Here is a 25,384-nt window from a genome sequence, read left to right as displayed (position 1 = left end):
TTGTACGACTTTGGCAAAATAATTTTAATTGATCGCCTCTTTCTTTTAGCTACAGCCAAAACTCTCTTCAAAAGTTAAACTATTCTTTATTTAAACTGTCTTATTTTATGATGTATCGTATGAGAAAATATAAAATGGTTCTTGTGGTGCTGGGCATCTGTATGGGCGTATTTGTCTCTTGCAAAAATAAAACGAAGAGTGCAAAGGAAGGTGAGGACATTCTTACAGGGAAGCTTCCGGTGATTGTTGATCAGACCGTATTGCCCATTATTCAGGAGTCAGCGGATGTTTTTGAAAGTTCTTATCCAAATTCAAGTTTGGAATTGATGGCGAGACCGGAAATTAGAGCTGTAAATGCATTGCTGTCTGATTCGGCTTATGTGGTTGTATTGACTAGGAAATTGAGCAATGAGGAAGATAGCTATTTTAAGAAGCGCGGTATTCAGCCAAAGATATTTCAAATGGCTTCGGATGCTGTTGTACTGATTAATAATCGTAACAGCGCTGATACTATAATGCCACAAAACGACGTTAAGTCTTTGTTGGAAGGTAACTTAGCTGGACAACGGTTGATCTTTGATAATGCCAATTCGAGTACTCTACGCTATTTGAAAGACTATTTCAAATTGAACAAAATTGATCCGAAGGCTGTTTCTGCAATGAAGGATAGTGAAGATGTCATGAAATATGTCAGCGAGCAAGCGAATACAGTGGGCGTCATTGGCTACAATTGGTATTTAAAGGCTATCGAAAAAAATTCGAATTTATTGGATAAAATTCGTACATTGAGCATCGGAAGTGTGGGTAAGGAGGGCGAAAAGGTCAGTTTTTATAAACCATCTCAATCGACTATTGCTGATGGCTTATATCCTTTTGTCAGACCTGTCTACATTATGAACTATCAGCCGAATATGGGCCTAGGTTTGGGCTTCAGTGCTTTTTTGACAGGTGATCGTGGACAACGCATCGTATTAAAGGCGGGATTGGTTCCTGCCACCATGCCTGGACGGGAGATCATTATTAGAGATGAAAGTTATATTAAATAGATAATAAATAGTACAAAAATAGATTATGACAAACAGCAAATTATTATTTAGTCTTTTATTGGCCGGATCTGTGGGCACAGTAAGTGCACAAAGTTTGAAAGATGCTAGAGCAGCCATCGAGGCTGAGAATTATGGTAAAGCGAAAACTATCCTTCAACAGTTAGTGAGTAAGCAACCTAAGAATGGAGATAATTATTTCTATTTGGGTCAAATTTATTTGGTAAACGACAGAGCGGATTCTGCCGCTGCGATTTTCAACCAAGGTTTGGCTGCTGATCCAAAGGCTACGATCAATAATGTAGGTTTGGGTTATGTTGACTTAATGAAAAAGGATAAAGCAAGCGCTGAATCTAAATTCGCTTTGGCGACAGCAAAATTAGGTAAAAAAGATTACGAGCCATTATTGGAAATCGGTCGTGCTTATATTAATGCTCCTGAGCCTGATTATGCAAAAGCGTTGGAATACCTGACACAGGCGAAAGAGAAAAACAAAAAAGACGTAGCCGTTCCTATCGCATTAGGTGATGCGTATCGTGGTTTAAAAGAAGGTTCATTGGCTTATACAAGCTATGGTGAAGCAACTGATATCGACCCAAATTCAGTACAAGCGAAAGTTGGACAGGCGGTGATCGTACGCGGTGCGCAAGCTTTTGATGAGGCTATCACGCAACTGGAAGCTATCGCAGCAGAAACTCCGGCTTACGCACCTACTTACCGTGAGTTGGCTGAAACATACAACCAATGGTCTAGACTACCGGGCACTTCTGACGAGAAATATGTCGAGTTAAATAAAAAAGGTGTTGAGCAATACAAAAAATATCTAGAAGTTGCAGGCGATAATTCACTGGAAGCTAAAATCCGTTACGCCGATTTCTTGGTATATGCACGTCAATACGACGATTTGAAAGTGGTTTCTGAGGAATTAGCTAAAAATCCTTCTGTAGATCCAAAGATCTACCGTTATTTGGGTTATATCGCCTTCCAAAAAGCGAAAGATTATCCAAAAGCGTTGGATTACTTAAACCAGATGTTCAGCAAAATGGAAAAGGACCGTGTAATTCCATTGGATTATATGTACCTAGGAATGTCTGAAATTGCGGCTAACAGTCCAAAACATGCCGCTGGCGGGGCGGATAGCACAGCAGCCGCGGCTCCGGTATTGACGGCAGAAAATACAGCAAATATTCAAAAAGGTATCGCTGATATTAAGAAAGCAATTGATTTGGACAAAGAGCTCTTGGGTGAAACAGCCGAGTTGGCTTTTGCTAAATATCAGGAGCAAGAATTGCAGACAGCGGCCTCTCTATTCGAGCTAGTTGCTTCTTACAAAGACAATAAAACATATTTGTATGATGCAAATTACTATGCTGGAGAAGCTTACTATCAAATTGGTGCTAAAGAAGATGCCGGTAGTAAAAACGAAGAGCAAGTTGTCGTTAATCAAGAATTGAGAGACAAAGCAATTGCCGATTTGCAAAAATCACAGACTTTCTTATCCGTTATTGAAACGACAGACAATAAAGAAGCACAGGATAAATATCTGATCAATGCGCTTTATTACAAGGCTTTTGCAGCTTTAACTGCGGACAATCTGGAGCAGCCTAAAGGTGATTTCGTAGCATCCTTCCAAAAATTGATTGAAACAATCAATCAACGTGGTGCGCAAGAGAAAAATAAAAATTATTTAATCGATGCGAATACCTATATCGGTCTTTACTATTATGTGAAGCAAGATCTTCCTAAAGCGAAGGAGAGCTTCCAGAAAGTATTGGCAATAGATCCAACGAATGAAGCTGTTAAAGGCTATTTACAAGGGATCAAATAGGCTTAAGTAAAATCATTCTAAATTAGGCGTAGATCGTAATATCTACGCCTTTTTTGTTTTGTTTTTTACCGTGGAATCTCTATATTTAGAGACAGTTACCAATATAAATTGAATTGAGATGGAGCAAGCCAATAGTATGCCGATAGACTACTTGCCGATATTTATACAGCTTCTAGTTGCTGTAGGATTTGGGGTAGGTACCATAATTATTACACATCTTATCGGGCCAAAGGTCCGTACCGAAAACAAACTTGGGGCTTTTGAGTCGGGGATTGAAGTTGTCGGAAATGCCAGGCAGCCTTTCTCCATCAAGTATTTCTTGGTGGCTATCCTGTTTGTGATTTTTGATGTTGAAGTCATTTTCATGTACCCGTGGGCTGTAAACTTCCGGGAGATGGGATTGCAGGGCTTGATTGAGATGTTTATTTTCATGGGATTGCTCTTGTTGGGCTTTATCTATGTGATCAAGAAGAAAGCATTGAATTGGGACTAAACGTCCCGTTGGTCGTTGGCTCCTTGGGTCAATGATACTTAAACCTATAAATCGACTTTTCATGAGTGATATAAAATTGGCAGAAGCTCCTCCGGGAGTAGAAGGCGCAGGTTTTTTTGCGACGAGTTTGGATAAAGCTATCGGTTTGGCCCGGGCTAATTCGCTTTGGCCTTTGCCTTTTGCGACATCCTGTTGTGGTATCGAATTTATGGCAACAATGGGCTCTACTTACGATTTGGCCAGATTCGGCGCTGAACGCCCTAGTTTCTCACCCCGCCAGGCAGATATGCTTTTGGTGATGGGAACGATCGCTAAAAAGATGGCGCCAGTACTAAGGCAAGTCTACGTACAGATGGCAGAACCACGCTGGGTAATCGCTGTAGGGGCCTGTGCATCGAGTGGTGGTATTTTTGATACGTATTCTGTCTTACAGGGTATCGATGAAATCATACCGGTTGATGTGTACGTGCCCGGTTGTCCTCCCCGTCCAGAAGCAATTTTAGATGGTGTATTGCGTCTGCAGGATATTGTAAAGAATGAATCATTGAACCGGAGAAATACGCCCGAATACAAAGCGCTGCTTGAAAAGTACGGAATACATACAAATAAATAGATGATGGAAAACAGTTTTTTATTGGATAAGCTCCAAGGAAATTTTCCGGGAAAGATTACAGAAATTCAAGATGCACACAATCTATTGACCATTGTTGTTGATACGGAAGACGTGATTGATGTACTTCGTTTCTTAAAATCGAATAACGAATTGCAGTTTATTCATCTCACGGATATTACGGCGGTACATTATCCGCATTTAGAAAAGGAATTTGCTGTAGTTTATCATATTCAAAGTCTCGTTCATAATATCCGAATTCGCGTGAAGGTCTTTTTGCATGGACCAAATCCTGAGATTCCAACGGCAACAGTCGTTTGGAGAGGTGCAAATTGGATGGAGCGTGAAACCTTCGATTTTTTTGGTGTCAATTTTATAGGACATCCCGATTTGAGAAGAATTTTGAATGTAGATGATATGGAGGTGTTTCCAATGCGTAAGGAATATCCTTTAGAGGATCCAAATCGCGTAGATAAGAAAGATTTGTATTTCGGCCGTTAATTTATACGATATGAGCGAATTTATAAGCAAGATAACAGCTAATCAACCTGTCTTTGATGATAATGATCCACAGGATGAGTTGATTACCCTAAATATTGGTCCCACACATCCGGCCACGCACGGTGTATTTCAGAATGTCGTGCAAATCGATGGCGAACGAATTGTTAGCGGAGTTTCCACGATTGGTTATATTCACCGTGCATTTGAAAAAATTGCTGAACATCGGCCTTTTTATCAAATCACGCCTTTGACCGACCGTCTGAATTATTGTTCGGCGCCAATCAATAATATGGGCTGGCATATGACGGTAGAAAAGCTGCTCAAGATCGAAATTCCTAAACGGGTACAGTATATGCGGGTTATTGTCATGGAGCTTGCCCGTATTGCTGATCATATTATTTGTAATGGCATTTTAGGTGTGGATACCGGGGCCTTTTCGGGCTTCTTGTATGTGATGCAAGAGCGCGAGTTTATCTATGAAATCTTCGAAGAAATCTGTGGTGCGCGTTTAACGACTAATATTGGCCGTATCGGCGGATTTGAGCGAGATTTCAATGCAATTGCCTTCGAGAAAATACGGGAATTTTTGAAACGCTATCCTCCTGTATTACGGGAGTTCGAAGAAATGTTTGTTCGTAACCGCATTTTTATTGAGCGGACTTCAGGCGTTGCTGCTGTCACAGCGGAAGACGCCTTGGATTATAGCTGGTCTGGTCCTATTTTGCGGGCCGCAGGCGTCGATTATGATGTGCGTGTTCAGAACCCTTATTGTTCCTACGATGAGTTTGATTTCGACGTACCTGTTGGCACGACAGGCGATGTATATGACCGTTTCATGGTTCGAAATGCCGAAATGTGGCAATCACTTCGGATTATAGAGCAGGCATTAGCGAAAATTGAAAAAGAACCTAAAGGTGTTTTCCATGCAGAGGTTCCTGATTTCTATTTACCGCCGAAAGAACAGGTGTATACCAATATGGAAGCTTTAATCTACCATTTTAAAATCGTCATGGGTGAGGTGGACACTCCAAAAGCCGAAGTCTATCATGCGGTCGAAGGTGCAAATGGTGAACTTGGTTTTTATTTGATTCATGATGGAGGACGTTCACCTTATCGTCTTCATTTTAGGAGACCTTCTTTTGTCAATTATCAAATGTTTGCGCCAATGAGCGCAGGGATGCTGATTTCAGATGCCATTATAAATATGAGTAGTCTTAACGTTATAGCTGGAGAATTAGATGCTTAGTGTAAAACAACATAATGAAAATGTAAACTTTTCTCCAGAATTGTTAGCCAAGTTTGGAGAAGTGGTAAGCCGTTACCCCGAAGGAAAGCAGAAATCAGGCTTATTGCCCATTTTACATTTGGTTCAGGCGGAATACGGCTGGGTTAGCGCAGATGCGATGGATAAGGTGGCTGTTTACCTGAATATATTGCCTATTGAGGTGTATGAGGTGGCAACCTTCTATACCATGTTTTTGTTGCAACCTAAAGGGAAATATGTACTGGAGATTTGTCGTACAGGACCTTGTTGTTTGGTCGGTGCAGAGCGTATCATGGGGCATTTAGCGCAAAAGCTGGGGGTAAAGGAAGGCGAGGTTACAGGCGACGGGCTTTTCTCTTGGCGTGGTGTAGAATGTTTGGCCGCCTGTGGTTTTGGACCAGTCTTACAGATCGGACCTGAATATACATTCTATGAGAATCTGACAGAAGATAAGGTCGACGAATTGATTGATAATTTAAAAGCTAAAACAGAATAATATGGCACGTAAACTTTTGTTGACTCATATCGATGTTCCTGGCATCAATACCTTTGAGGTCTATCGACAAAAAGGTGGTTATGTTGCTGTTGAAAAAGTAGTGAAGACCATGTCTCCTGAGGAGGTCGTTGAAGAGGTTAAGAAGTCTGGGTTACGTGGCCGTGGAGGTGCTGGATTCCCGACGGGGATGAAATGGTCCTTTTTGGCTAAGCCTGAAGGCGTGCCACGCTATTTGGTCTGTAATGCCGACGAGTCTGAACCAGGGACATTCAAAGACCGTTATTTGATGACGCACATCCCACATGCGCTCATTGAGGGAATGATTGTATCCAGCTTCGCCTTAGGAGCTCATACATCGTATATCTATGTGCGTGGAGAGATGATGCCACAGATCAGAATTCTGGAGCGTGCTATTGCTGAAGCCAAGGAAAAAGGTTTTTTGGGTAAAAATATTTTAGGTTCGGGCTATGATCTGGAGATCCATGTTCAACCTGGAGGCGGTGCGTATATCTGTGGGGAGGAAACAGCTTTATTAGAGTCCTTAGAAGGTAAGCGAGGTAACCCACGTATTAAGCCTCCTTTTCCGGCAATAGCAGGTTTATATAACTGCCCGACAGTGGTGAATAATGTGGAGTCTATTGCAACCACAGTGCCCATTATCAATTTGGGCGGTGAAGAATATGCTAAAATCGGCGTGGAGCGTAGTACCGGGACAAAATTAATTTCCGCTAGCGGAAATATTGTAAAACCAGGGGTCTATGAGATCGAACTTGGTCTGCCTGTGGAAGAGTTTATTTACTCGGATGAATATTGTGGTGGTATTGCCAATGGGAAACGAATGAAAGCTGTCGTAGCTGGAGGCTCTTCGGTTCCAATCCTACCCGCTAACTTGATCTTGAAAACTGCGGCAGGAAATAGCCGGTTGATGACTTATGAGTCATTGGCGGATGGTGGTTTCCAAACAGGGACAATGCTCGGGTCGGGTGGTTTCATCGTATTTGATGAGGATCAGTGCGTGGTGCGTAATACCTGGAATTTTGCGCGTTTTTATCATCATGAAAGCTGTGGTCAATGTTCGCCTTGTCGTGAAGGAACAGGTTGGATGGAGAAGGTGCTGCATAAGATCGAGAGCGGTCACGGCTCGATGTCAGACATTGATTTGCTGTGGGATGTGCAGCGGAAAATTGAAGGCAATACAATCTGTCCGTTAGGGGATGCGGCAGCATGGCCTGTGGCAGCAGCAATAAGACACTTTAGGGATGAATTTGAATGGCATATCCTTCATCCGGAAGAGTCACAAACACGGAATTATGGACTGGCACATTATGCCGATCCTTTACAACCAATAGTATCATAATAGAAGCTGTAACGATAAATTAATCATATCATGGCAGAAGCGGAAGATATAAAGTTTAAGGTCACCATCGATGGTATACCGGTAGAGGTTGCTCCTGGGACAAGCATATTAAATGCAGCGAGACAAATCGGTGGCGATATAGTTCCTCCGGCAATGTGTTACTACTCCAAACTGGAGGGCAGTGGCGGTAAATGCCGTACCTGTTTGGTCAAAGTCTCCAAGGGGTCTGAAAAGGATCCAAGGCCAATGCCGAAATTGGTGGCTTCTTGTCGTACGACGGTGATGGACGGTATGGAAGTACAAAATATTACTTCGCCAGAGGTGGTGGAAGCAAGAAAGGGCGTTGTTGAAATTTTATTGATCAATCATCCCTTAGATTGCCCGATCTGCGATCAGGCTGGTGAATGTAAATTGCAGGATCTTGGGTATGAACACGGCAGTGCCAATACACGTTACGAATTCGATCGACGGACATTCGAACGCATTGATTTGGGGGACAAGATCCAATTGCATATGAACCGTTGTATCCTATGTTACCGTTGCGTTTATGTCGCCAATCAGTTGACTGATCAACGTGTACATGGCATCTTAGGTCGTGGTGATCATGCCGAGATATCGACCTATATCGAAAATGTAATCGATAATGATTTCTCTGGCAACGTGATTGATGTATGTCCTGTGGGGGCCTTGACAGATAAAACTTTTCGTTTTAAAAATCGGGTGTGGTTTACGAAGCCTGTCGATGCACATCGTGATTGTCCGACATGTTCGGGCAAAGTAACCTTATGGTATAAAGGTGAGGAGGTCATTCGGGTGACAGCACGGAAGGATGAGTTTGGTGAAGTGGAAGAGTTTATCTGTAATACCTGCCGCTTTGATCAGAAAAAAACGAGCGATTGGATCTTAGAGGAACCGACAGAAATCGATCCGCGTTCTGTTATTTCTGCCAATCATTATGAATTATTTAATCCGCCAAAAGTCATTAAGGAAAATCCGATACTTCAGGAACAAAATCGCGAACAGTTGGCTAGAACAGAAAAATTGAAATAATCACAAACATGGAGTGGTCTTTTGTCATAGAGAAATTAATACTGGTGTCTGTTATTTTTGTTATCACCTTGGTGATTGCGATGTATTCGACACTTGCAGAACGAAAAATTGCGGGTTTTATGCAGGATCGCTATGGTCCCGATCGGGCTGGTATCTTTGGGATCTTACAGCCGCTTTGCGATGGTGGTAAGTTCTTTTTTAAGGAAGAAATTATCCCTGCGGGCGCGCATAAAGTACTTTTTATCGTAGGACCTACGATAGCAATTATAACCGCTTGTATCAGTTCGGCCGTGATTCCTTGGGGACAGGAATTGCAAATAGGAGACCGTACGGTTTCTTTGCAAGTTGCGCAAGGTATCAATGTCGGCGTGTTGTATATGTTTGGTGTGATTGCATTGGGTGTATATGGTATTATGCTGGGCGGTTGGGCTTCCAATAATAAGTTCTCGCTTATGGGGGCAATTCGTGCAGCATCACAGAGTATCAGCTATGAAATTGCCATGGGGTTATCACTGATCGCTTTATTGATGGTCACGCGCACATTGACGCTAGAGGAAATTGTTGCGCAGCAGTCGGGTTTTGTCAATTGGAATATCTGGGCACAGCCGTTGGGTTTTATCATTTTTATGGTCTGTGCTTTTGCCGAATGTAATCGGGTTCCTTTCGATTTACCGGAATGTGAGACAGAGCTTGTCGGTGGCTACCATACGGAATATTCTTCCATGAAATTGGGCCTTTATATGTTCTCCGAATACATCAATATGTTTGTTTCTTCGGCGCTCATGGCATCACTTTATTTTGGCGGTTATAATTTCCCTTTTATGAATGATCTGGGATGGTCGGCCAATATGATCACGATCATCGGGGTAGTGGTATTCTTCATTAAAATATTGCTGTTTATCTTTTTCTTTATGTGGGTGCGTTGGACTTTACCACGTTTCCGCTACGATCAATTGATGAATCTGGGCTGGAAGATGCTGATTCCATTGGCCATTGCCAATATTGTACTCACAGGTGTATTTACATTGATTAAAGATACTTATTTCTCATAAGAAAGGACTTTTTATGCAACTAACCAATCGTAAAAAAGTAATTGAACAAAAACCGATGACATTTTCGGAAAGAATCTACTTTCCGGCTATTATCAAAGGTTTGCGCATTACATTAAGGCATTTTTTTAAGAAAATTCCAACCATTAAATATCCGGAGGAAATAAGACCTTATTCGAAAAATTTTAGGGGGCAGCACTCGCTCAAACGTGATGAGGAAGGGCGTGAGCGCTGTACAGCCTGTGGATTATGTGCTTTGTCTTGCCCGGCAGAGGCGATTACAATGACTGCCGCCGAGCGGAAAAAAGGTGAAGAACATCTTTATCGCGAGGAAAAGTATGCGTCGGTATATGAAATCAATATGTTGCGTTGTATTTTCTGTGGTCTATGTGAAGAGGCCTGTCCGAAAGAAGCGATCTATCTGGATGGACCGCATGTGACAGCAGATTATCTCCGTAAGGATTTTATCTATGGAAAAGATAAATTGGTGGAACCAACTTTTGATATTACCAAATTAAAGAGCTAAACCGGGAAATTATGACAGTATTTTATTTTGTAGCCTTCTTGTCTATTTTCTTTGCGCTGCTGACCATTTTTACAAAAAACCCTGTACACAGTGTACTGTATCTGGTCATTACGTTTTTTACGTTTACAATACATTATATTCTTTTGAATGCACAGTTTTTGGCTGTGGTGAATTTCATCGTATATATGGGAGCCATCATGGTGTTGTTTTTATTTGTACTGATGCTGCTCAACCTGAACAAGGATACCGAACCCATGAAATCCAATCTGGTTAAGTTTATGGGCGTTATAGCCGGTTGTTGCCTATTGGTGACTTTCTTCGGGGTATACCGTGTATTTGATATTTCTAATCCCTTGACTGTTGTTAATCCAGAAATCGGGTTGGTTAAGAATCTGGGTAAGGTGTTGTTTAACGAATTTTTGCTTCCTTTTGAGTTATCATCATTATTGTTATTGACGGCAATGATTGGAGCAATATTATTAGCTAAGAAAGAACCTAAACAAATCTAATGGAAACAGTTGTTCAACAGTTGCAGGGGGTGCCAATAAATCATTATCTGATTTTTTGTGCGATTATTTTCGTTATTGGTGTTATCGGTGTTCTTATTCGCCGTAACGTCATCATTATTATGATGTCTATTGAATTGATGCTGAATGCGGTGAATCTTCTTTTAGCTGCTTTTTCAGTACAGCATGGCGATTCGTCCGGACAGGTCTTTGTCTTTTTTATCATGGCATTGGCAGCGGCAGAAGTTGCCGTAGGCCTAGCGATTATTATTATGGTATATCGGAATACGAAGTCTGTGGATATCGATTCCTTAAATAAACTTCGTTGGTAGAACTTAAGAAATAAATACGATGAGTGAATTAGTTTGGTTGATTCCCCTTTTGCCCTTAATCGGGTTTATTGTGAACGGATTGGGTAGGAATGCCTTCTCCAAAGGTATGATAGGTGCTGTTGGCAGCGCTGTAGTGCTTATTTCTTTTGTATGCAGCTGTATTCTTTTCTCCGAAGTCTACCAAGCGAGACAAGCTGGACAAGCAGGTATTATAGAACAACATGTATTTGACTGGATTGCGGTGGGCAATCTCAAGATCGGTCTGTCCTTTTTGGTAGACCCACTAAGTGCCATCATGCTCCTGATCGTTACAGGGATTGGTTTCCTTATCCATGTCTATTCGATTGGTTATATGCATCATGATCATGGATTTGGTAAGTTCTTCGCCTATTTGAATCTCTTTATCTTTTTTATGTTGCTATTGGTATTGGGATCTAATTATCTGGTCATGTTTATCGGCTGGGAAGGTGTAGGGCTATGTTCTTATTTATTGATCGGCTTTTGGTATAAGAATAGTTCGTATGCAAATGCGGCAAAAAAAGCATTTGTGATGAATAGAATAGGCGATTTAGGTTTTCTACTTGCGGTATTTTTAATACTTGGCACTTTTGGATCCTTAGAATTTTCGACTGTATTTCCTGCGGCCAAGAATTTTGCTGTTGGTGATATCACAGTCGTTAGCATTACCATTTTGTTGTTTATTGCTGCAACAGGTAAATCGGCGCAGATACCTTTGTTTACCTGGTTGCCAGATGCCATGGCTGGCCCGACCCCCGTGTCGGCCCTGATTCATGCGGCAACGATGGTTACGGCCGGTATCTATATGATTGCACGTTCCAATGTCCTGTTTGTCCTTTCACCGTTTACCTTGCAGCTCATTTCTGTGATCGCTATTTGTACAGCCCTATTGGCTGCTGCGATAGCATTGACACAAAATGATATTAAGAAAGTATTGGCTTATTCCACCGTTTCACAATTGGGTTATATGTTTCTTGGCCTTGGTGTCGGAGCATTTACGGGAGCGTTTTTCCATGTATTGACGCATGCCTTTTTCAAAGCCTTACTATTCCTGGGGGCCGGCTCTGTTATACATGGTATGAGTGAAGAACAGGATATGCGAAAAATGGGCGGCTTGAAGAAAGCAATGCCTATTACTTATCTGACGATGTTGATGGGGACAATCGCGATTGCAGGAATTCCACCCTTCTCCGGCTTCTTTTCCAAAGACGAAATATTGGCAGGGGCATTTGCTGCGAGTCCAGTTTTATGGGGTCTGGGTTTTATTGGTGCATTAATGACGGCTTTCTATATGTTCAGGATGTTGTTTATGACCTTTTCTGGAACATTCCGTGGTACGGAAGAGCAAAAGCATCATTTGCATGAATCTCCAAAGAGTATGACAGTGCCACTCATCGTATTGGCTATACTTTCTGTGGTTGGAGGAGTGATCAACTTACCAGCTGTTTTGGGTGGTAATCATTGGCTTGAGGATTTCCTGACACCAGTGTTTTCAGAGGGAAAAGCGATAATGCCTGCAACTCATCATTTGGAACACAGTACGGAATATTTACTAATGGGCGTTTCTGTGGTTGGGGTATTGATTATGGTTGCTTTGGCTTTTAATAAATACGTCAAACGACAACAGTTACAGGAAGAGGGCGAAGGTACGCGTGGTTTCTTGGGTAATCTTTCTTACCATAAGTTTTACGTGGATGAGCTCTACGATAGTATCATTGTACGTCCGATCAATTGGCTCTCGGCTTTCTTCGGAAATGTCGTGGATCAACGTGGTATTGACGGTGTTGTTAACGGTGCCGGTAAGGCAACATTTGATACGGGAAAGGTATTGCGGTTGCTCCAGAATGGTAATGTTGGTTTTTATTTATTGATGATGGTAATTGGGGTGATTGCCATTTTCATCTATGGATTGTTGAGTCTTTAATTTTGGTATAATCGATGGATAACTTGTTTTTACTTATTTTATTGCCGTTAATAAGCGCATTGATTCTAACGTTCTTAAAGACCAATGCTGCAAAGTCTATTGCCTTGATTTTATCATTACTATCTTTGGCTTTGACTATTCCGTTCCTCTGTACTTTTGACACAAATGGCGGAATGCAATTTGAACAAAATTGGCTATGGATTTCTTCCTTGCATATTCATTTTCATATCGGCATTGACGGAATTAGCTTGCCGTTGATCTTATTGACGAATGGATTGATGCCTCTAATTATTGCTACAACCTTTAAAAAGGATTATAAAGGAAACTTTTATGCATTAATGGCTTTTATGCAAGCGGGCTTATTGCTCGTGTTTATGGCCTTGGACGCCTTTACTTTTTATGTAGGTTGGGAGATTGCCTTGATTCCGATTTATTTTATTTGTGCACTCTGGGGTGAAGGAGACCGTATTCGCGTCAATTTAAAATTCTTTATTTATACTTTTTTGGGCAGTCTGTTAATGTTGGTCGGTATTCTTTATCTCTATCAACAAGTGCCCAACCGTGATTTTGAATGGACTTCATTTATTGCATTAGATTTGGGGGAAAATACGCAGCGCTGGTTATTTTGGGCATTTTTTGTTGCTTTTGCCATCAAAATACCAATTTTTCCTTTTCATACTTGGCAACCCAATACGTATACAAATGCGCCAGCGGCAGGCACGATGTTGTTGGCAGGTATCATGCTCAAAATGGGGGTTTACGGTTTAATGCGTTGGCTATTGCCTATCGCACCAGCTGGTGTCGCTTTGTACGGGCATTTTGCGATGATCTTATGCGTTATCGGGATCGTTTATGCTTCTGTTATCGCAATTAAACAGGACGATGTGAAGCGATTGATCGCGTATTCGTCAATAGCCCACGTTGGCTTAATTAGTGCCGGTGTCTTCACATGGAATACGAATGGCCTGAGTGGTGCAACTATTCAAATGTTGAATCACGGTATTTCTGTGATCGGGCTTTTTTATGTGTTGGATATTATACAGCAGCGCACACAGACACGTAGTCTCAGAGCGCTTGGCGGAATAGCAAGCAAGGCGCCGCGCTTGGCGATCTTCTTTATGATTATTTGTATGGGGGCAGTGGGTTTACCATTAACGAATGGATTCATTGGGGAGTTTTTGTTATTGAAAGGCGTTTTTCAGTATGGATTTTGGTTTGCCGTTTTCGCGGGGCTAACCTTAATCCTGGGCGCAGTTTATATCCTTAGGCTTTACCAAGGAACGATGTTGGGGGAAACGACCGAAAAAACTGTACAATTTGAAGATGTAAAAGGAACGGAACTTATTGTATTGACAGTCGTCTCCGTCTTGATCCTTTATATTGGTATATTCCCTAATTTCCTATTGAACCTTTCTGCAGGTTCCGTGGAAGTTTTAAGTACATTTTTAGGCAGATAATAGATATATTTAATTGTATGGGTGCAATAATTACACTTTCGATATTAGCATTAGTCGTCCTTTATCTTGGTTTATTCAAGATGAAATCTATGCTACTGCCTGTTTCTATTCTTGGCTTCTTGGTCGCTATTGGTTTTTTATGGAATGACTGGACTTCGACCAGTGGACCGCTCTATAGTGGGATGGTTCATTTTGATCATTTTGCTATTGCTTTCTCAATCTTATGTATCGCAGTTACCTTGTGCATTTTTGTTATCTCAAAGGGATATTTTGATGAGGAGGGGCAAATTGCGGAATACTATTCATTATTAATTTTCTCCCTCACAGGTGCTGTTCTTGTGAATAGTTATCATAATTTTTCAATGCTTTTTTTAGGTATTGAAATTATGTCTGTAGCGCTTTACATTTTGGTGGGTATACGTAAAAGAGACAAAGCATCAAATGAAGCTGCATTAAAATACTTTTTGATGGGGGCTTTCTCTACGGGCTTTCTATTGTTTGGTATTGCCCTTTTGTACGGTGCCACAGGATCATTTGATTTAAGTGAAATCAAAGACTATGTTGTCAATAACCCGCAGACAATTTCGCCTTTGTTTTATGGGGGTATATTGCTTCTCATTGTGGGACTGACGTTCAAAGTGGGCGCTGTTCCCTTTCATTTCTGGACACCAGATGTTTATGATGGGGCTCCGATATTGATTACCAGTTATATGAGCACCGTCGTTAAAGTTGCTTCTTTTGCTGGATTGTTACGTTTATTCAGTTATAGTCTATTGCCTCTGCAAGATTTTTGGACTCCGGTTTTCTTAGTGATCGCCATTCTCACCTTATTTGTTGGAAATATTTCTGCATTAATGCAGTCTTCCTTCAAACGTATGCTTGCTTATTCAAGTGTTTCGCATGCGGGGTATATGTTATTTGCGATTGTAGCAGTTGGATCTACTTCGGCTAATAGTATCTTTGCTTATGGTCTCGCCTATTCGCTGGCAACCATTGTCGCCTTTACGGGATTAATCCTGGTTAAGAAAACGACCGGCTCCGAACATTTTGAAGCTTTCAATGGCTTGGGCAAGAGAAATCCTTTGCTCGCATTTGCCATCACGATAGCAATGCTTTCTCTCGCGGGTATACCACTGACAGCTGGATTTATCGGTAAGTTTATGATGTTTTCTTCTGTTATGGAAAATTATCATATTGTTTTGCTTGTATTGGCTGTAATCAATGCAGGAATTGCCGTGTATTACTACTTGAAGGTTGTTGTTGCGATGTACTTTAGAGACAGTGAAGAATCCTGTGTCAATGTGCAATGGAATTATTCATTTGTATTATTCCTTGCTGTAGTGCTTACCATTTTAATTGGGGTATATCCAGACTGTGTTTTAAAATTAATATAAAGTTTCTGTTAAACCTGTGGATTCTTCAATGGCAATAGGAACCTTCAATAATTAACGTTGTAATTAAAGCAGGTTAAAACTGAAGGTTTCTGTTAAAATACATGTTGTTTATTTAAGCATGGCGATTTAGCTGTGCTTTTTTTATTTTTATTGGTATAACTCTTGCATACAAATTGTATATTGTAAAAAAGAAATCCTATCAATTGGCAGATGGCGTTTAAAGTGTGTGTTAAATCTTTTTCGATTTGTGTTTTAAGTGTGTTACTATTCTTCTTTATTGGCGGAAAAGTAAATGCACAGGGCTTTATTCGTGGAAAGGTTGTCGACGCACAGACCGGAAAAGGCATCTCACGGGTTTCAATCAATTGGCTAGGGGAAGATAGTGGCGGCAGCAGCGATACCCTTGGATATTTCAAGATCCCAGATATCAAAAAATACAAACAACTTATATTTGGAGCAGTGGGGTATGAGCGGCGGACAGTAGATGTTCGGCGTTTACAGGATTCCATACTCACCGTGCATTTAATTGCCTCGAATAATACATTAGAGGAAGTGGTGGTCAATCGAAAAAACAAGAAACCCAAAGACCCCGCTATAGCACTGATCGAACAGGTTATTGCGCATCGGTCACAAAACCATTACACCCGCATTCCTGAGATTCGTTTTGATGAATATGAAAAGACGCAATTCGGTTTTGTGAATCCTGAAGATAAAGCAAAAAAATTTCCAAAGCCCTTTCGCTTTCTTTTCGAAAACATTGATTCGACAGCTTTTCGGGGGCAGACCATTGCACCCTTCTATTTGGAGGAAAACTATGCCAACGTCTATTCTTCCCATAATCCGAATCGCAGTAAAAAACTTATCATCAGTCACAATCAGACCGAATTAAATCCACGGTTTTTTAACAATGATAATTGGCAAACTCGGTTTCAGACCATACTCCGCGATGTTGATCTCTATGATAATACGATTCAGGTCGCGAACAAAGGGGTCTTAAGTCCAATTGCGACGGGGGCTACAGCGTTTTACAGATACAAAATTCAAGATACGATCCAAATTGAAGGGAAGGATTATATTGAGCTCCAATTTGAAGGTAAATCGGCTATCGATCTGCTCTTCTACGGTGACCTTCTGGTCTCAGACGATACAAGGTACGCCGTTCACCGCGCCACACTGAATATCGGACGTACGGCAAATATCAATTGGATAAATGACGTGCAGATAGATCTAAGCTATAGTGAATTTAAAAACGGCAGTATGCTTCCCGTTCGTGCAGATCTGAAAATGTTATTTGGCGGGAGCAAGTCGGACGTATTGTATGGTCGCAGGGAAACCCAATACCTCGGGCATCGTACGGATTCTATTTCGAATGAGAATTTTGCCGGAGTACCTGTTGAAAAAAGGTATCTCCTCCAATCCGCCCCGCATGTACCCATAGTAGGGGTTAGACCAAGCCCGTTAAGCCGTGCAGAAATAGGGGCGTATCAAAAAGTTGATTCGGTACAGCATATGCGTTCTTTTAACCAGTTAGTTGCATTGGGTTATTTGTTGGCAAAGGGATATTACAACGCAGGAAAGGTTGAATTTGGACCATTGGAATATCTTTATAGCCGGAATAATTACGAAGGAAACCGTGTGCGCCTGAGTGGTCGGACGACGCGTTTATTTTCGGAAAAAGCCTACATTGAAGGATATACAGCCTACGGCGATAAGGATAAAGAGCTAAAGTACTACCTGAGTACAGCATTTACTTTAAACGGAGAACGCATTGTTCAGTTTCCAGCTAATTATTTACGCTTTACTGTACAGCATGATGTCATGGAACCCGGACGTGGTTTGGGGTTTTTGAAGGGCGATGGTTTTTTCCGTTCTTTCGGAAAAAACAAGCCTAATAAGTGGCAGTTTAATGATATTTATCGCATTGATCACCTTATCGAGTTCGGTAATCATGTCAGTATAGGATCGGCATTTACACATACACGTAGGCAGCCTCGCGGTGATCTGTTTTATAGCAATAGCCTACCTTCACCTGATACAGTTCGCCAAGTCAATACAAATGATCTACAGCTGATTTTGCGTTGGGCTCCGAATGAAGAATTTACTTATCATAATCTCGACAGAGGAACCGTAGAAAATAAATATCCCATTTTTACCCTGCAATATAATAAAGGCCTGAAAGGATTTTGGGGCGCAGGTTATAATTATGATGCGTTACGGTTCAGTATTTTCAAGCGTTTATTTTTATCTCCGGCGGGGCAGGCCGATTTTGAATTTTCGGGAGGAAGAATTTGGGGAAAACATCTGCCATATACTTTACTGGAACTTCCAGAGGTCAATAGAGATAAGCAAGGACCGTTGGTCAATTTCGACTTGATGGCTACCTCGGAATTTGTCTCAGATCAGTTTTTGAAATTGACGTATTACCACAATTGGAATGGCTTCTTTTTTAATAGAATTCCTTTGTTCAGAAGGTTAAAGTGGCGCGAAGTGACGGGATTTAAGGCTTTTTATGGAAAGTTAAGTGATGTCAACAACCCCTTTGTAACGCCCGAAAATATTCAGTTTGAACCGGACAAAAATGGTATTATCCAAACAAAAGCAGTGCGTAACAAACCATATGTAGAAGGGCTAGTAGGGGTGGATAATATCTTTAAACTGATTAGATTAGAGTATAAAAAGAGATTAAGCTATAGTGGTGGTGAAGGCATACCTTCTGATACCTTTACAGCATCCTTACATTTTAATTTTTAGCAATTATGGTCCAATATTCAAATTTAAACTATGTGATTAAAGATAGCATCGGCTACGTTATCATTAACCGCGAACCCCAGCTGAATGCTTTGAATCAGGAAACCCTTGACGAATTGCAAGATATCTTCATGCATTTCAATGCCGATGACCACGTAAGAGGTATTATCCTGACAGGCGCTGGGCCTAAAGCATTCGCTGCAGGAGCAGACATTAAGGAATTTATGGATTTATCTGTAATTCAGGCACGGTGGCTCAGTGAACGAGGACATATTATTTTTTCGGACCTTATTGAAGGTTCTCCCAAGCCAGTTATTGCCGCAATAAATGGGTATGCTTTAGGCGGAGGGCTGGAGATGGCCTTAGCCTGCCATATTCGTATAGCGTCTGACAATGCAAAAATGGGCCTGCCGGAGGTTTCTTTGGGCCTGATTCCGGGCTATGGTGGTACGCAGCGTCTGCCCAAGTTGATCGGAAAAGGACAGGCTATGCAAATGATTTTAACGGGTGATATGATTGACGCGCAGCGAGCCTATGAACTGGGATTGGTCAATGAGGTGATCGCACAGGATAAACTCATTGACCGGGCGGAGGAAATACTCCATAAGATATTTACGCGTTCTCGCGTTGCAGTGGCAAATGCTATTACTGCTATTAACGCTGCTGAAGATAAACAACAAAACGGGAATAAGGTGGAAATGGATGCTTTCGGACATCTTTTCGGAACAGAAGATTTCAAAGAAGGTGTTTCTGCATTTTTAGCGAAAAGGACACCGAATTTTGAATAATGCCACGGTACTTCGCGAAACGCCATAAGCCGTGTATTGTCAGGTTTGAGTATCGATGAAGAGGTAAAAATAAGACGAAGAAAAGATGTTCGGATTGAGCGCCAATCGTTTTGCGGCAAGTGTTAAGATGGCTCATGAATCTGGATCTGAAAGCTTTGACCGACATTATTTTTGATATTTTTTGCGATATTCCTGTGGCGACATTTTCATCTCCCGTGTAAACGCTTTTGAAAAATGAAAGGGGTCATAAAAGTGAAGTTTGAATGCGATTTCCTTAATCTTAAGTAGTGTGAATTGCAGGTAGGAGCAAGCCCTTTGCATGCGGAGTTGATTGTAATACACCATCGGTGGGTAAGAGGTTTTCTGCTTGAACAAGTTAATAAGATGTGATTTGGAATAGTTGAAATGTGCTGCAATATCGTCCAGATTAATATTGTTCTCCAGATTGTCTTTCATAAATATAATGATATCCTGTATGATATTGTCTACTTGAATTCGGTTGCTTTCTCTAAACTGAGCCTGATATTGAATGGACGCTAAAAAATATTGAAAGCAAAAACTCGTATACTCCAAATTTTCTGGACTATACCCCATTTCCAGGTTTTTGTAGATGCTCTCGAAGAGCTGGATGCGGTTGGCATGTTTGTTTGAATCCGCGTCATCTATATGAATCACTTCGCCCATGATATGTTGAAAAAGAACTGCATCTGTGCCGTCGAAATGAATCCAATAGATGCTCCAGGGATCATTTGATTTTGCGCCATAGCAATGAGCGCTATCTCTCGGGATAATGTATACATCGTTTCTTTTAAGGTTGTGCGTTGTTTCATCCTGTTTTATCCAACCGCTTCCATCTTCGCAATAAATCAGAATATATTCCTTACATCCTTCTTGACGATCACGGTAGTGTTTTTTAGCATTGGGATAATAGCCGATATGTGTGATGTGTAATTTTGATGTGATGTTGTTGCCTTCCAGGTAATTGCATACGGCATAGGGAAGGACAATTGCCTTTTCTCCTTTGAATCCTTCAGCGATGACATCTTCGTTTTGTTTCATAAATCGGGCTTATTTTTGGTTATTCGTATAAAAATAGTAATATTTTACATGTTTATCGTGTTCACTTACATGATTCTCCCCAAGTATTCCATTAATTTTACCTAAGTAAATCTAAATATGTAAACTCTTATGCAAAAGACTGCGACGACCTATCTGCTATTGATCACTTTTGTGGCCGCTATTGGTGGATTTCTATTTGGATATGATTGGGTAGTTATTGGTGGTGCAAAGCCATTTTATGAGGCTTATTTTCATTTGGAATCCGATCCTGCCTTGCAGGGGTGGGCCATGTCTTCGGCGATTGTGGGGAGCTTTGTTGGTGTACTGCTCTCGGGGGGATTGGCCGATCGCTATGGCAGAAAACCGCTGATTTATACTGCTGCAATTTTATTTATAATGTCTGCAGTGGGAACCGGTATGGCGTCCGAACTGGACACTTTTATTATCTATCGGATTTTGGGCGGGATAGGTATCGGTGTAGCCTCCAATTTGGCACCGATGTATATCGCAGAGATCGCCCCCGCAGAAAGTCGAGGGAAATTTGTATCGATCAATCAATTGACCATTGTACTGGGCATCCTTGCAGCACAAGTGGTCAATTGGCTCATTGCAAAGCCGGTTTTAGCCGGAGAATCTATGCTAGAAACCTGGAATGCGCAAGAGGGGTGGAGATGGATGTTTTGGGCCGGAGCGATCCCGGCGGTCATTTTTTTATTGCTACTTTTCCTGATTCCTGAAAGTCCGCGCTGGTTATATACAAAAGGGAAGCACGAACAGGCAAAACGTGTATTTTTACGCATGGGTGGAGATGAGTATGCAGCAGAAAATATACGTTCTATTGCCGAGGCGGCTGAACTAAGTCAGGCTAAATCCCGAAAGAGAAATTTATTTCAGGGGAAGCTGCTACGGTTGTTGTTGCTAGGAAGCTTTATTGCGGTTTTTCAGCAATGGTGTGGGATTAATGTTATTTTTAATTATGCCCAGGAAATCTTTACAGCTGCTGGATATACGGTTTCTGGGATGCTTTTCAATATTATTATCACTGGCGTGATCAATGTCATTTTTACATTCATTGGCATGTACCTGGTTGATCGAATTGGTCGTCGCGCATTGATGCTTTTCGGATCAGCAGGCCTTTTTGTGATTTATATTGCCTTAGGAGCATGTTATTATTTCAATTGCAGCGGCATTTTTGTGCTTCTCCTTGTACTGGCCGGAATTGCGGTGTATGCGATGACCTTGGCTCCTGTAACTTGGGTAATTATCGCCGAAATATTCCCTACCGCTGTAAGGGCGCAGGCCATGGCGATTGCAACATCGTTATTATGGATTGCATGTTTTGTGCTCACCTATACGTTTCCTTTACTGAATCAAAACCTGGGTGCAGCTGGTACATTCTGGCTGTATGGTGGAGTCTGTTTTATCGGTTGTCTGTTTCTATGGAGCCGATTGAAAGAGACCAAAGGAAAAAGCTTAGAAGAAATTGAACAAGAACTGGAAGGATAATTGGCACCCGGATCATCAACGAAATCAACTCGACCTATATAAACCTATTAGCGTATCAAGAAAATGACAGAATTAACTCGTTATCTTATAAAATCAACAGTAGACCAGAAAGGGATTGTAAAAGCATGGGAGGAGCAGGTTGCTATTCCAACATACGAGATTGGAACAATGGAGAAAAATCCCATATTTGCTGAAAAACGCGTATATCAAGGTAGCTCAGGGGTAGTATATCCTTATCCGATCATAGAGAAAATTAGCGATCAGAAGCGAAATAAGATCTATCAAGCGCTATTTCTTGAAAATGAATATATCAAGGTGATGATTCTTCCAGCCTTAGGTGGGCGGGTTCATATGGCTTATGATAAAGTCCGAGAACGACATTTTGTTTATTATAATGAAGTGATCAAGCCGGCTTTGGTAGGGCTTACTGGCCCTTGGATTTCGGGAGGGATTGAATTTAATTGGCCACAGCATCATCGACCGACTACTTTTATGCCAACAGAGCATTTAATCGAATACAACAGCGATGGAAGCATTACGGTTTGGTGCAACGAAATCGAACGTATGTTTCGGATGAAGGCCATGCAGGGATTTACATTGCATCCCGACAAAGCATATCTAGAAATAAAGGTTCAGGTGTATAATCGGACAGCATTGCCACAAACCTTTCTGTGGTGGGCCAATCCGGCTGTTGTTGTGAATGATGACTATTTTTCCGTCTTCCCTCCCGACGTCAATGCCGTTTTTGATCATGGAAAGCGAGAGGTTTCCTCTTTCCCAATTGCTCGGGGGACTTACTACAAGTACGATTACTCAGCTGGTGTTGATATAGCACAATACAAGAATATTCCTGTTCCGACCTCCTATATGGCCATTCAATCGAAATACAATTTCGTTGGCGGCTATGAGGCCGGTGCGACCAATGCGGGGATGTTGCATGTGGCCGATCATCACATTTCACCCGGGAAAAAACAGTGGACCTGGGGAAATGGTGATTTTGGTGTCGCCTGGGATAGAAACTTGACCGATGAAAATGGACCGTATATTGAATTGATGGCCGGTGTATATACCGATAATCAGCCTGATTTTGCTTGGTTACAACCTTATGAAGTGAAATCCTGGTCTCAGTATTTTATGCCTTACGCAGAGGTCGGACAGGTGAAAAATGCAACAAAAGATGTGGTGCTCAATATGGAGGTTAGGGAGCAGACAGCTCACATTGTCTTATATACAACGGGGACGTATGAAGGTATACGTATTTTGTTACGCAATACGGCAGGTAAAATCTATTTGGACGAGCAAGCGGACTGTTCTCCTCGGAATATTTATACCCAAAGTGTTGCTGGATTGGACGGTGATCCAACCGAACTCCTATTGACTGTGTATGATAAAAATAACCATGAAATATTGGTCTACCAGCAAGAGCAGGCAAAGGATGCTAAAGATATGCCCAAACCAGCACAGGCAGCATTGCTACCCGAAGATATTCGTTCCATCGAAGAATTGTTTTTGACGGGACAGCATTTGGAACAGTACCGACATGCAACTTATAATCCATTGGATTATTATAAGGAAGCGCTGCGACGTGAACCGAACGATATCCGATGTAATAATGCAATGGGTGCTTTCTTGTTGCGAAGCGGTAAGATCAATGCGTCGATTCCTTATTTTGAGACCGCTATCGCACGCGCTACGGAGCGTAATCCCAATCCTTATGATGGAGAACCTTATTACAACCTAGGTGTAGCTCTGCAACTATCTGGGGATTTGAATGGAGCTTATGCAGCTTTCTACAAAGCAACCTGGAATGCCGCCTGGAAGGATTCTGGCTATTTTGGTTTGGCACAAATTGATGCGAAGAGAGGCGATTGGAAAGCTGCTTTGGAAAAAATAGATCACTCATTGAGCCGAAACTGGTATCACCACAAAGGACGACAGCTGAAGGCCTCTATTTTAAGAAAACTTGGGGCAAAAGATGCCGCTTTAGCATTTATTCAGGAATCAATGGAATTGGATCCCTTTAATATGGGCTGTCGATTCGAATGGTACCTGTTAAATAAAGAAGAATCCATTTTTTCTCCTATTCTCGATTTAGCGCGGGTTAATATTCATAGTGTGATAGAGTACGCATTGGATTTTGCGCATGCCGGTCTGTATGAAGAGGCATCGTTACTGCTGGAAAAAAACATTGAAGATGTAACCTTAGTTTACCCTATGGTATATTATACGTTAGGTTATTTTGCGACCCAGTTAGGCTTGCATGACAGGGCAAAAACTTACTGTGACCGAGCCATCCTCATGGATCCTACCTATTGTTTCCCAAATCGTTTGGAAGAGATTGCAATTCTCCGACATGCCATCGGTTTAAATGATGCTGACGCAAAGGCCTCGTATTATTTGGGCAATCTTTGGTATGGAAAAAGACAGCATCAGGATGCGGCAGACTGTTGGGAGCATGCGATCCAGTTGGATGGACAGTTTCCTACCGTTTTTCGCAATCTGGCCTTAGCTTATTATAATCGGATAGGCAAGAAGAAAGATGCCGTGACTTTATTGGAGCGGGCATTTTCATTGGATGAAACTGATGCACGTTTACTCATGGAGCTTCATCAGCTCTACAAGAAGGAGGGCCGTCCTTACAAAGAGAGGTTGGCGTTACTCGATCGATATCCGGATTTGGTGACGCTTAGAGATGATCTATTCTTGGAGCGGATCACCCTGTTTAATCTGTTGGGCGAATACGAGCGCGCGAAAACGTTGCTTGCTTCGCGGCAGTTTAAGCCCTGGGAAGGAGGAGAAGGAAAGGTCTCTCGTCAGTACACGATATCTCAGCTGGAATTGGCCAAAAAATCGATACTGCAGAGTGAACTGCAGCAGGCGCTTTCCTTGCTAGAGGCAATTGATTATTACCCACATAATCTTGGTGAAGGTAAGCTGATTACCATGGAGGAAAACGACATTCACTATTATAAAGGGCTTGTCTATCGTTTATTGGGTCGGGAAGAAGAAGCTAAGGTTTATTTCTATAAAGCAACAGAGGGTGCTGATGAACCCCAGCAAGCCCTTTTCTATAATGATCCACAACCAGATAAGATATTCTATCAGGGTTTAGCCTGGCATGAGCTTGGTGATCCAGGGCGAGCTGAACAACGCTTTCAATGCTTAATAGATCATGGAAAGTTATATATTGACAAGCCTTTTAAAATAGATTATTTTGCAGTTTCCTTACCTGATATGGATATTTGGGAGGAAAATCTGGATGATAAGAATAAAATACATTGTCTGTATGTCATGGGATTGGGGTATTTGGGGAATGGGGATCGTGCTCTGGCAATGGATTATTTATCGCAAGTTCAGCAGTTGGATCCCAATCACCAAGGGAGCCAGGCTATCATGCATTCTTTCTTAAGTGAAACTTCTTTAAAGAAATAATTT

The 25,384-nt window shown here is 41.6% G+C and carries 21 protein-coding genes; 20 read left to right on the top strand and 1 reads right to left on the bottom strand.

Annotated features, from left to right (window positions below; translation table 11 throughout):
- The first annotated feature begins 119 nt into the window (after positions 1 to 119).
- From AAH582_RS24190 to AAH582_RS24105, 18 genes are all read left to right on the top strand, one after another.
- Entirely contained in the window at positions 120 to 1,046 is a 927-nt protein-coding gene (locus AAH582_RS24190) for a PstS family phosphate ABC transporter substrate-binding protein (RefSeq protein ID WP_231585229.1), read from the top strand.
- 25 nt (positions 1,047 to 1,071) lie between these two features.
- Positions 1,072 to 2,871: a tetratricopeptide repeat protein gene (locus AAH582_RS24185; protein WP_070560965.1), complete on the top strand. Its 1,800-nt coding sequence runs from the start codon at positions 1,072 to 1,074 to the stop codon at positions 2,869 to 2,871.
- A 118-nt stretch (positions 2,872 to 2,989) separates the two neighbouring features.
- Positions 2,990 to 3,364, top strand: a complete 375-nt coding sequence (locus AAH582_RS24180) for an NADH-quinone oxidoreductase subunit A (protein ID WP_046673074.1) — start codon at positions 2,990 to 2,992, stop codon at positions 3,362 to 3,364.
- Between the two features lie 61 nt (positions 3,365 to 3,425).
- On the top strand, positions 3,426 to 3,977 hold the full coding sequence (locus tag AAH582_RS24175; protein WP_046673075.1) for an NADH-quinone oxidoreductase subunit B: 552 nt from the start codon (positions 3,426 to 3,428) through the stop codon (positions 3,975 to 3,977).
- The gene (locus AAH582_RS24170; RefSeq protein ID WP_376778180.1) at positions 3,978 to 4,475 is read left to right on the top strand and encodes an NADH-quinone oxidoreductase subunit C; all 498 of its coding nucleotides are present in this window, start codon (positions 3,978 to 3,980) and stop codon (positions 4,473 to 4,475) included.
- 10 nt (positions 4,476 to 4,485) lie between these two features.
- Positions 4,486 to 5,721, top strand: a complete 1,236-nt coding sequence (locus AAH582_RS24165) for an NADH-quinone oxidoreductase subunit D (RefSeq protein ID WP_046673077.1) — start codon at positions 4,486 to 4,488, stop codon at positions 5,719 to 5,721.
- Entirely contained in the window at positions 5,714 to 6,235 is a 522-nt protein-coding gene (gene nuoE, locus AAH582_RS24160; protein ID WP_046673078.1) for a complex I 24 kDa subunit family protein, read from the top strand. Before AAH582_RS24165 ends, nuoE begins: the two co-directional genes overlap by 8 nt.
- A gap of 1 nt (position 6,236) precedes the next feature.
- On the top strand, positions 6,237 to 7,592 hold the full coding sequence (gene nuoF, locus AAH582_RS24155) for an NADH-quinone oxidoreductase subunit NuoF (protein ID WP_046673079.1): 1,356 nt from the start codon (positions 6,237 to 6,239) through the stop codon (positions 7,590 to 7,592).
- A 30-nt stretch (positions 7,593 to 7,622) separates the two neighbouring features.
- Positions 7,623 to 8,642 (top strand): 2Fe-2S iron-sulfur cluster-binding protein, encoded by a 1,020-nt coding sequence (locus tag AAH582_RS24150; RefSeq protein WP_046673080.1) that lies wholly within the window; start codon positions 7,623 to 7,625, stop codon positions 8,640 to 8,642.
- A gap of 8 nt (positions 8,643 to 8,650) precedes the next feature.
- Positions 8,651 to 9,694 carry an NADH-quinone oxidoreductase subunit NuoH gene (gene nuoH, locus AAH582_RS24145; RefSeq protein ID WP_046673081.1) on the top strand — a complete coding sequence of 348 codons (1,044 nt, stop codon included), beginning with the start codon at positions 8,651 to 8,653 and terminating at the stop codon, positions 9,692 to 9,694.
- A gap of 13 nt (positions 9,695 to 9,707) precedes the next feature.
- Positions 9,708 to 10,217, top strand: coding sequence for a NuoI/complex I 23 kDa subunit family protein (locus AAH582_RS24140; RefSeq protein ID WP_046673082.1), 510 nt, complete (start codon positions 9,708 to 9,710; stop codon positions 10,215 to 10,217).
- An 11-nt stretch (positions 10,218 to 10,228) separates the two neighbouring features.
- Complete coding sequence (locus AAH582_RS24135; protein ID WP_046673083.1) at positions 10,229 to 10,726, top strand: NADH-quinone oxidoreductase subunit J family protein; 498 nt, start codon at positions 10,229 to 10,231, stop codon at positions 10,724 to 10,726.
- Positions 10,726 to 11,055, top strand: coding sequence for an NADH-quinone oxidoreductase subunit NuoK (nuoK, locus tag AAH582_RS24130; RefSeq protein WP_046673084.1), 330 nt, complete (start codon positions 10,726 to 10,728; stop codon positions 11,053 to 11,055). Before AAH582_RS24135 ends, nuoK begins: the two co-directional genes overlap by 1 nt.
- A gap of 19 nt (positions 11,056 to 11,074) precedes the next feature.
- Positions 11,075 to 12,997 (top strand): NADH-quinone oxidoreductase subunit L, encoded by a 1,923-nt coding sequence (gene nuoL, locus AAH582_RS24125; RefSeq protein WP_343320810.1) that lies wholly within the window; start codon positions 11,075 to 11,077, stop codon positions 12,995 to 12,997.
- A gap of 14 nt (positions 12,998 to 13,011) precedes the next feature.
- Entirely contained in the window at positions 13,012 to 14,454 is a 1,443-nt protein-coding gene (locus AAH582_RS24120) for a complex I subunit 4 family protein (RefSeq protein WP_343320809.1), read from the top strand.
- Between the two features lie 17 nt (positions 14,455 to 14,471).
- A complete protein-coding gene (locus tag AAH582_RS24115) occupies positions 14,472 to 15,848 on the top strand; it encodes an NADH-quinone oxidoreductase subunit N (RefSeq protein WP_046673087.1) in 1,377 nt (458 codons plus the stop codon).
- Between the two features lie 258 nt (positions 15,849 to 16,106).
- The gene (locus AAH582_RS24110) at positions 16,107 to 18,599 is read left to right on the top strand and encodes a DUF5686 family protein (RefSeq protein WP_343320808.1); all 2,493 of its coding nucleotides are present in this window, start codon (positions 16,107 to 16,109) and stop codon (positions 18,597 to 18,599) included.
- Between the two features lie 5 nt (positions 18,600 to 18,604).
- A complete protein-coding gene (locus AAH582_RS24105) occupies positions 18,605 to 19,384 on the top strand; it encodes an enoyl-CoA hydratase/isomerase family protein (protein ID WP_336830596.1) in 780 nt (259 codons plus the stop codon).
- 165 nt (positions 19,385 to 19,549) lie between these two features.
- Here AAH582_RS24105 and AAH582_RS24100 read toward each other — a convergent pair whose 3' ends face one another.
- Positions 19,550 to 20,443 carry an AraC family transcriptional regulator gene (locus tag AAH582_RS24100; protein ID WP_336830597.1) on the bottom strand — a complete coding sequence of 298 codons (894 nt, stop codon included), beginning with the start codon at positions 20,441 to 20,443 and terminating at the stop codon, positions 19,550 to 19,552.
- 129 nt (positions 20,444 to 20,572) lie between these two features.
- On the opposite strand from AAH582_RS24100, the gene AAH582_RS24095 reads away from it, so the two are divergent.
- Together AAH582_RS24095 and AAH582_RS24090 are read left to right on the top strand one after the other, a co-directional pair.
- Positions 20,573 to 21,949, top strand: a complete 1,377-nt coding sequence (locus AAH582_RS24095) for a sugar porter family MFS transporter (protein WP_046673090.1) — start codon at positions 20,573 to 20,575, stop codon at positions 21,947 to 21,949.
- A gap of 63 nt (positions 21,950 to 22,012) precedes the next feature.
- On the top strand, positions 22,013 to 25,381 hold the full coding sequence (locus AAH582_RS24090; protein WP_343320807.1) for a DUF5107 domain-containing protein: 3,369 nt from the start codon (positions 22,013 to 22,015) through the stop codon (positions 25,379 to 25,381).
- Positions 25,382 to 25,384 lie beyond the last annotated feature (3 nt).

It is taken from the genome of Sphingobacterium multivorum, from assembly GCF_039511225.1.
GTDB lineage: Bacteria > Bacteroidota > Bacteroidia > Sphingobacteriales > Sphingobacteriaceae > Sphingobacterium.
Note: the sequence above shows the minus strand (reverse complement) of the source record. Positions and strands in the feature narration are given on the sequence as shown.

Bases quoted from the DNA above. Each gene is read 5' to 3' on its own strand.
- AAH582_RS24185 (WP_070560965.1), top strand. From the start codon at position 1,072: ATGACAAACAGCAAATTATTATTTAGTCTTTTATTGGCCGGATCTGTG.
- AAH582_RS24115 (WP_046673087.1), top strand. From the start codon at position 14,472: ATGGGTGCAATAATTACACTTTCGATATTAGCATTAGTCGTCCTTTAT.
- nuoF (WP_046673079.1), top strand. From the start codon at position 6,237: ATGGCACGTAAACTTTTGTTGACTCATATCGATGTTCCTGGCATCAAT.
- AAH582_RS24105 (WP_336830596.1), top strand. From the start codon at position 18,605: ATGGTCCAATATTCAAATTTAAACTATGTGATTAAAGATAGCATCGGC.
- AAH582_RS24150 (WP_046673080.1), top strand. From the start codon at position 7,623: ATGGCAGAAGCGGAAGATATAAAGTTTAAGGTCACCATCGATGGTATA.
- AAH582_RS24120 (WP_343320809.1), top strand. From the start codon at position 13,012: ATGGATAACTTGTTTTTACTTATTTTATTGCCGTTAATAAGCGCATTG.
- nuoL (WP_343320810.1), top strand. From the start codon at position 11,075: ATGAGTGAATTAGTTTGGTTGATTCCCCTTTTGCCCTTAATCGGGTTT.
- AAH582_RS24095 (WP_046673090.1), top strand. From the start codon at position 20,573: ATGCAAAAGACTGCGACGACCTATCTGCTATTGATCACTTTTGTGGCC.
- AAH582_RS24190 (WP_231585229.1), top strand. From the start codon at position 120: ATGAGAAAATATAAAATGGTTCTTGTGGTGCTGGGCATCTGTATGGGC.
- AAH582_RS24140 (WP_046673082.1), top strand. From the start codon at position 9,708: ATGCAACTAACCAATCGTAAAAAAGTAATTGAACAAAAACCGATGACA.
- AAH582_RS24165 (WP_046673077.1), top strand. From the start codon at position 4,486: ATGAGCGAATTTATAAGCAAGATAACAGCTAATCAACCTGTCTTTGAT.
- AAH582_RS24135 (WP_046673083.1), top strand. From the start codon at position 10,229: ATGACAGTATTTTATTTTGTAGCCTTCTTGTCTATTTTCTTTGCGCTG.
- AAH582_RS24100 (WP_336830597.1), bottom strand. From the start codon at position 20,443: ATGAAACAAAACGAAGATGTCATCGCTGAAGGATTCAAAGGAGAAAAG.
- AAH582_RS24090 (WP_343320807.1), top strand. From the start codon at position 22,013: ATGACAGAATTAACTCGTTATCTTATAAAATCAACAGTAGACCAGAAA.
- AAH582_RS24175 (WP_046673075.1), top strand. From the start codon at position 3,426: ATGAGTGATATAAAATTGGCAGAAGCTCCTCCGGGAGTAGAAGGCGCA.
- AAH582_RS24170 (WP_376778180.1), top strand. From the start codon at position 3,978: ATGATGGAAAACAGTTTTTTATTGGATAAGCTCCAAGGAAATTTTCCG.
- nuoK (WP_046673084.1), top strand. From the start codon at position 10,726: ATGGAAACAGTTGTTCAACAGTTGCAGGGGGTGCCAATAAATCATTAT.
- nuoE (WP_046673078.1), top strand. From the start codon at position 5,714: ATGCTTAGTGTAAAACAACATAATGAAAATGTAAACTTTTCTCCAGAA.
- nuoH (WP_046673081.1), top strand. From the start codon at position 8,651: ATGGAGTGGTCTTTTGTCATAGAGAAATTAATACTGGTGTCTGTTATT.
- AAH582_RS24180 (WP_046673074.1), top strand. From the start codon at position 2,990: ATGGAGCAAGCCAATAGTATGCCGATAGACTACTTGCCGATATTTATA.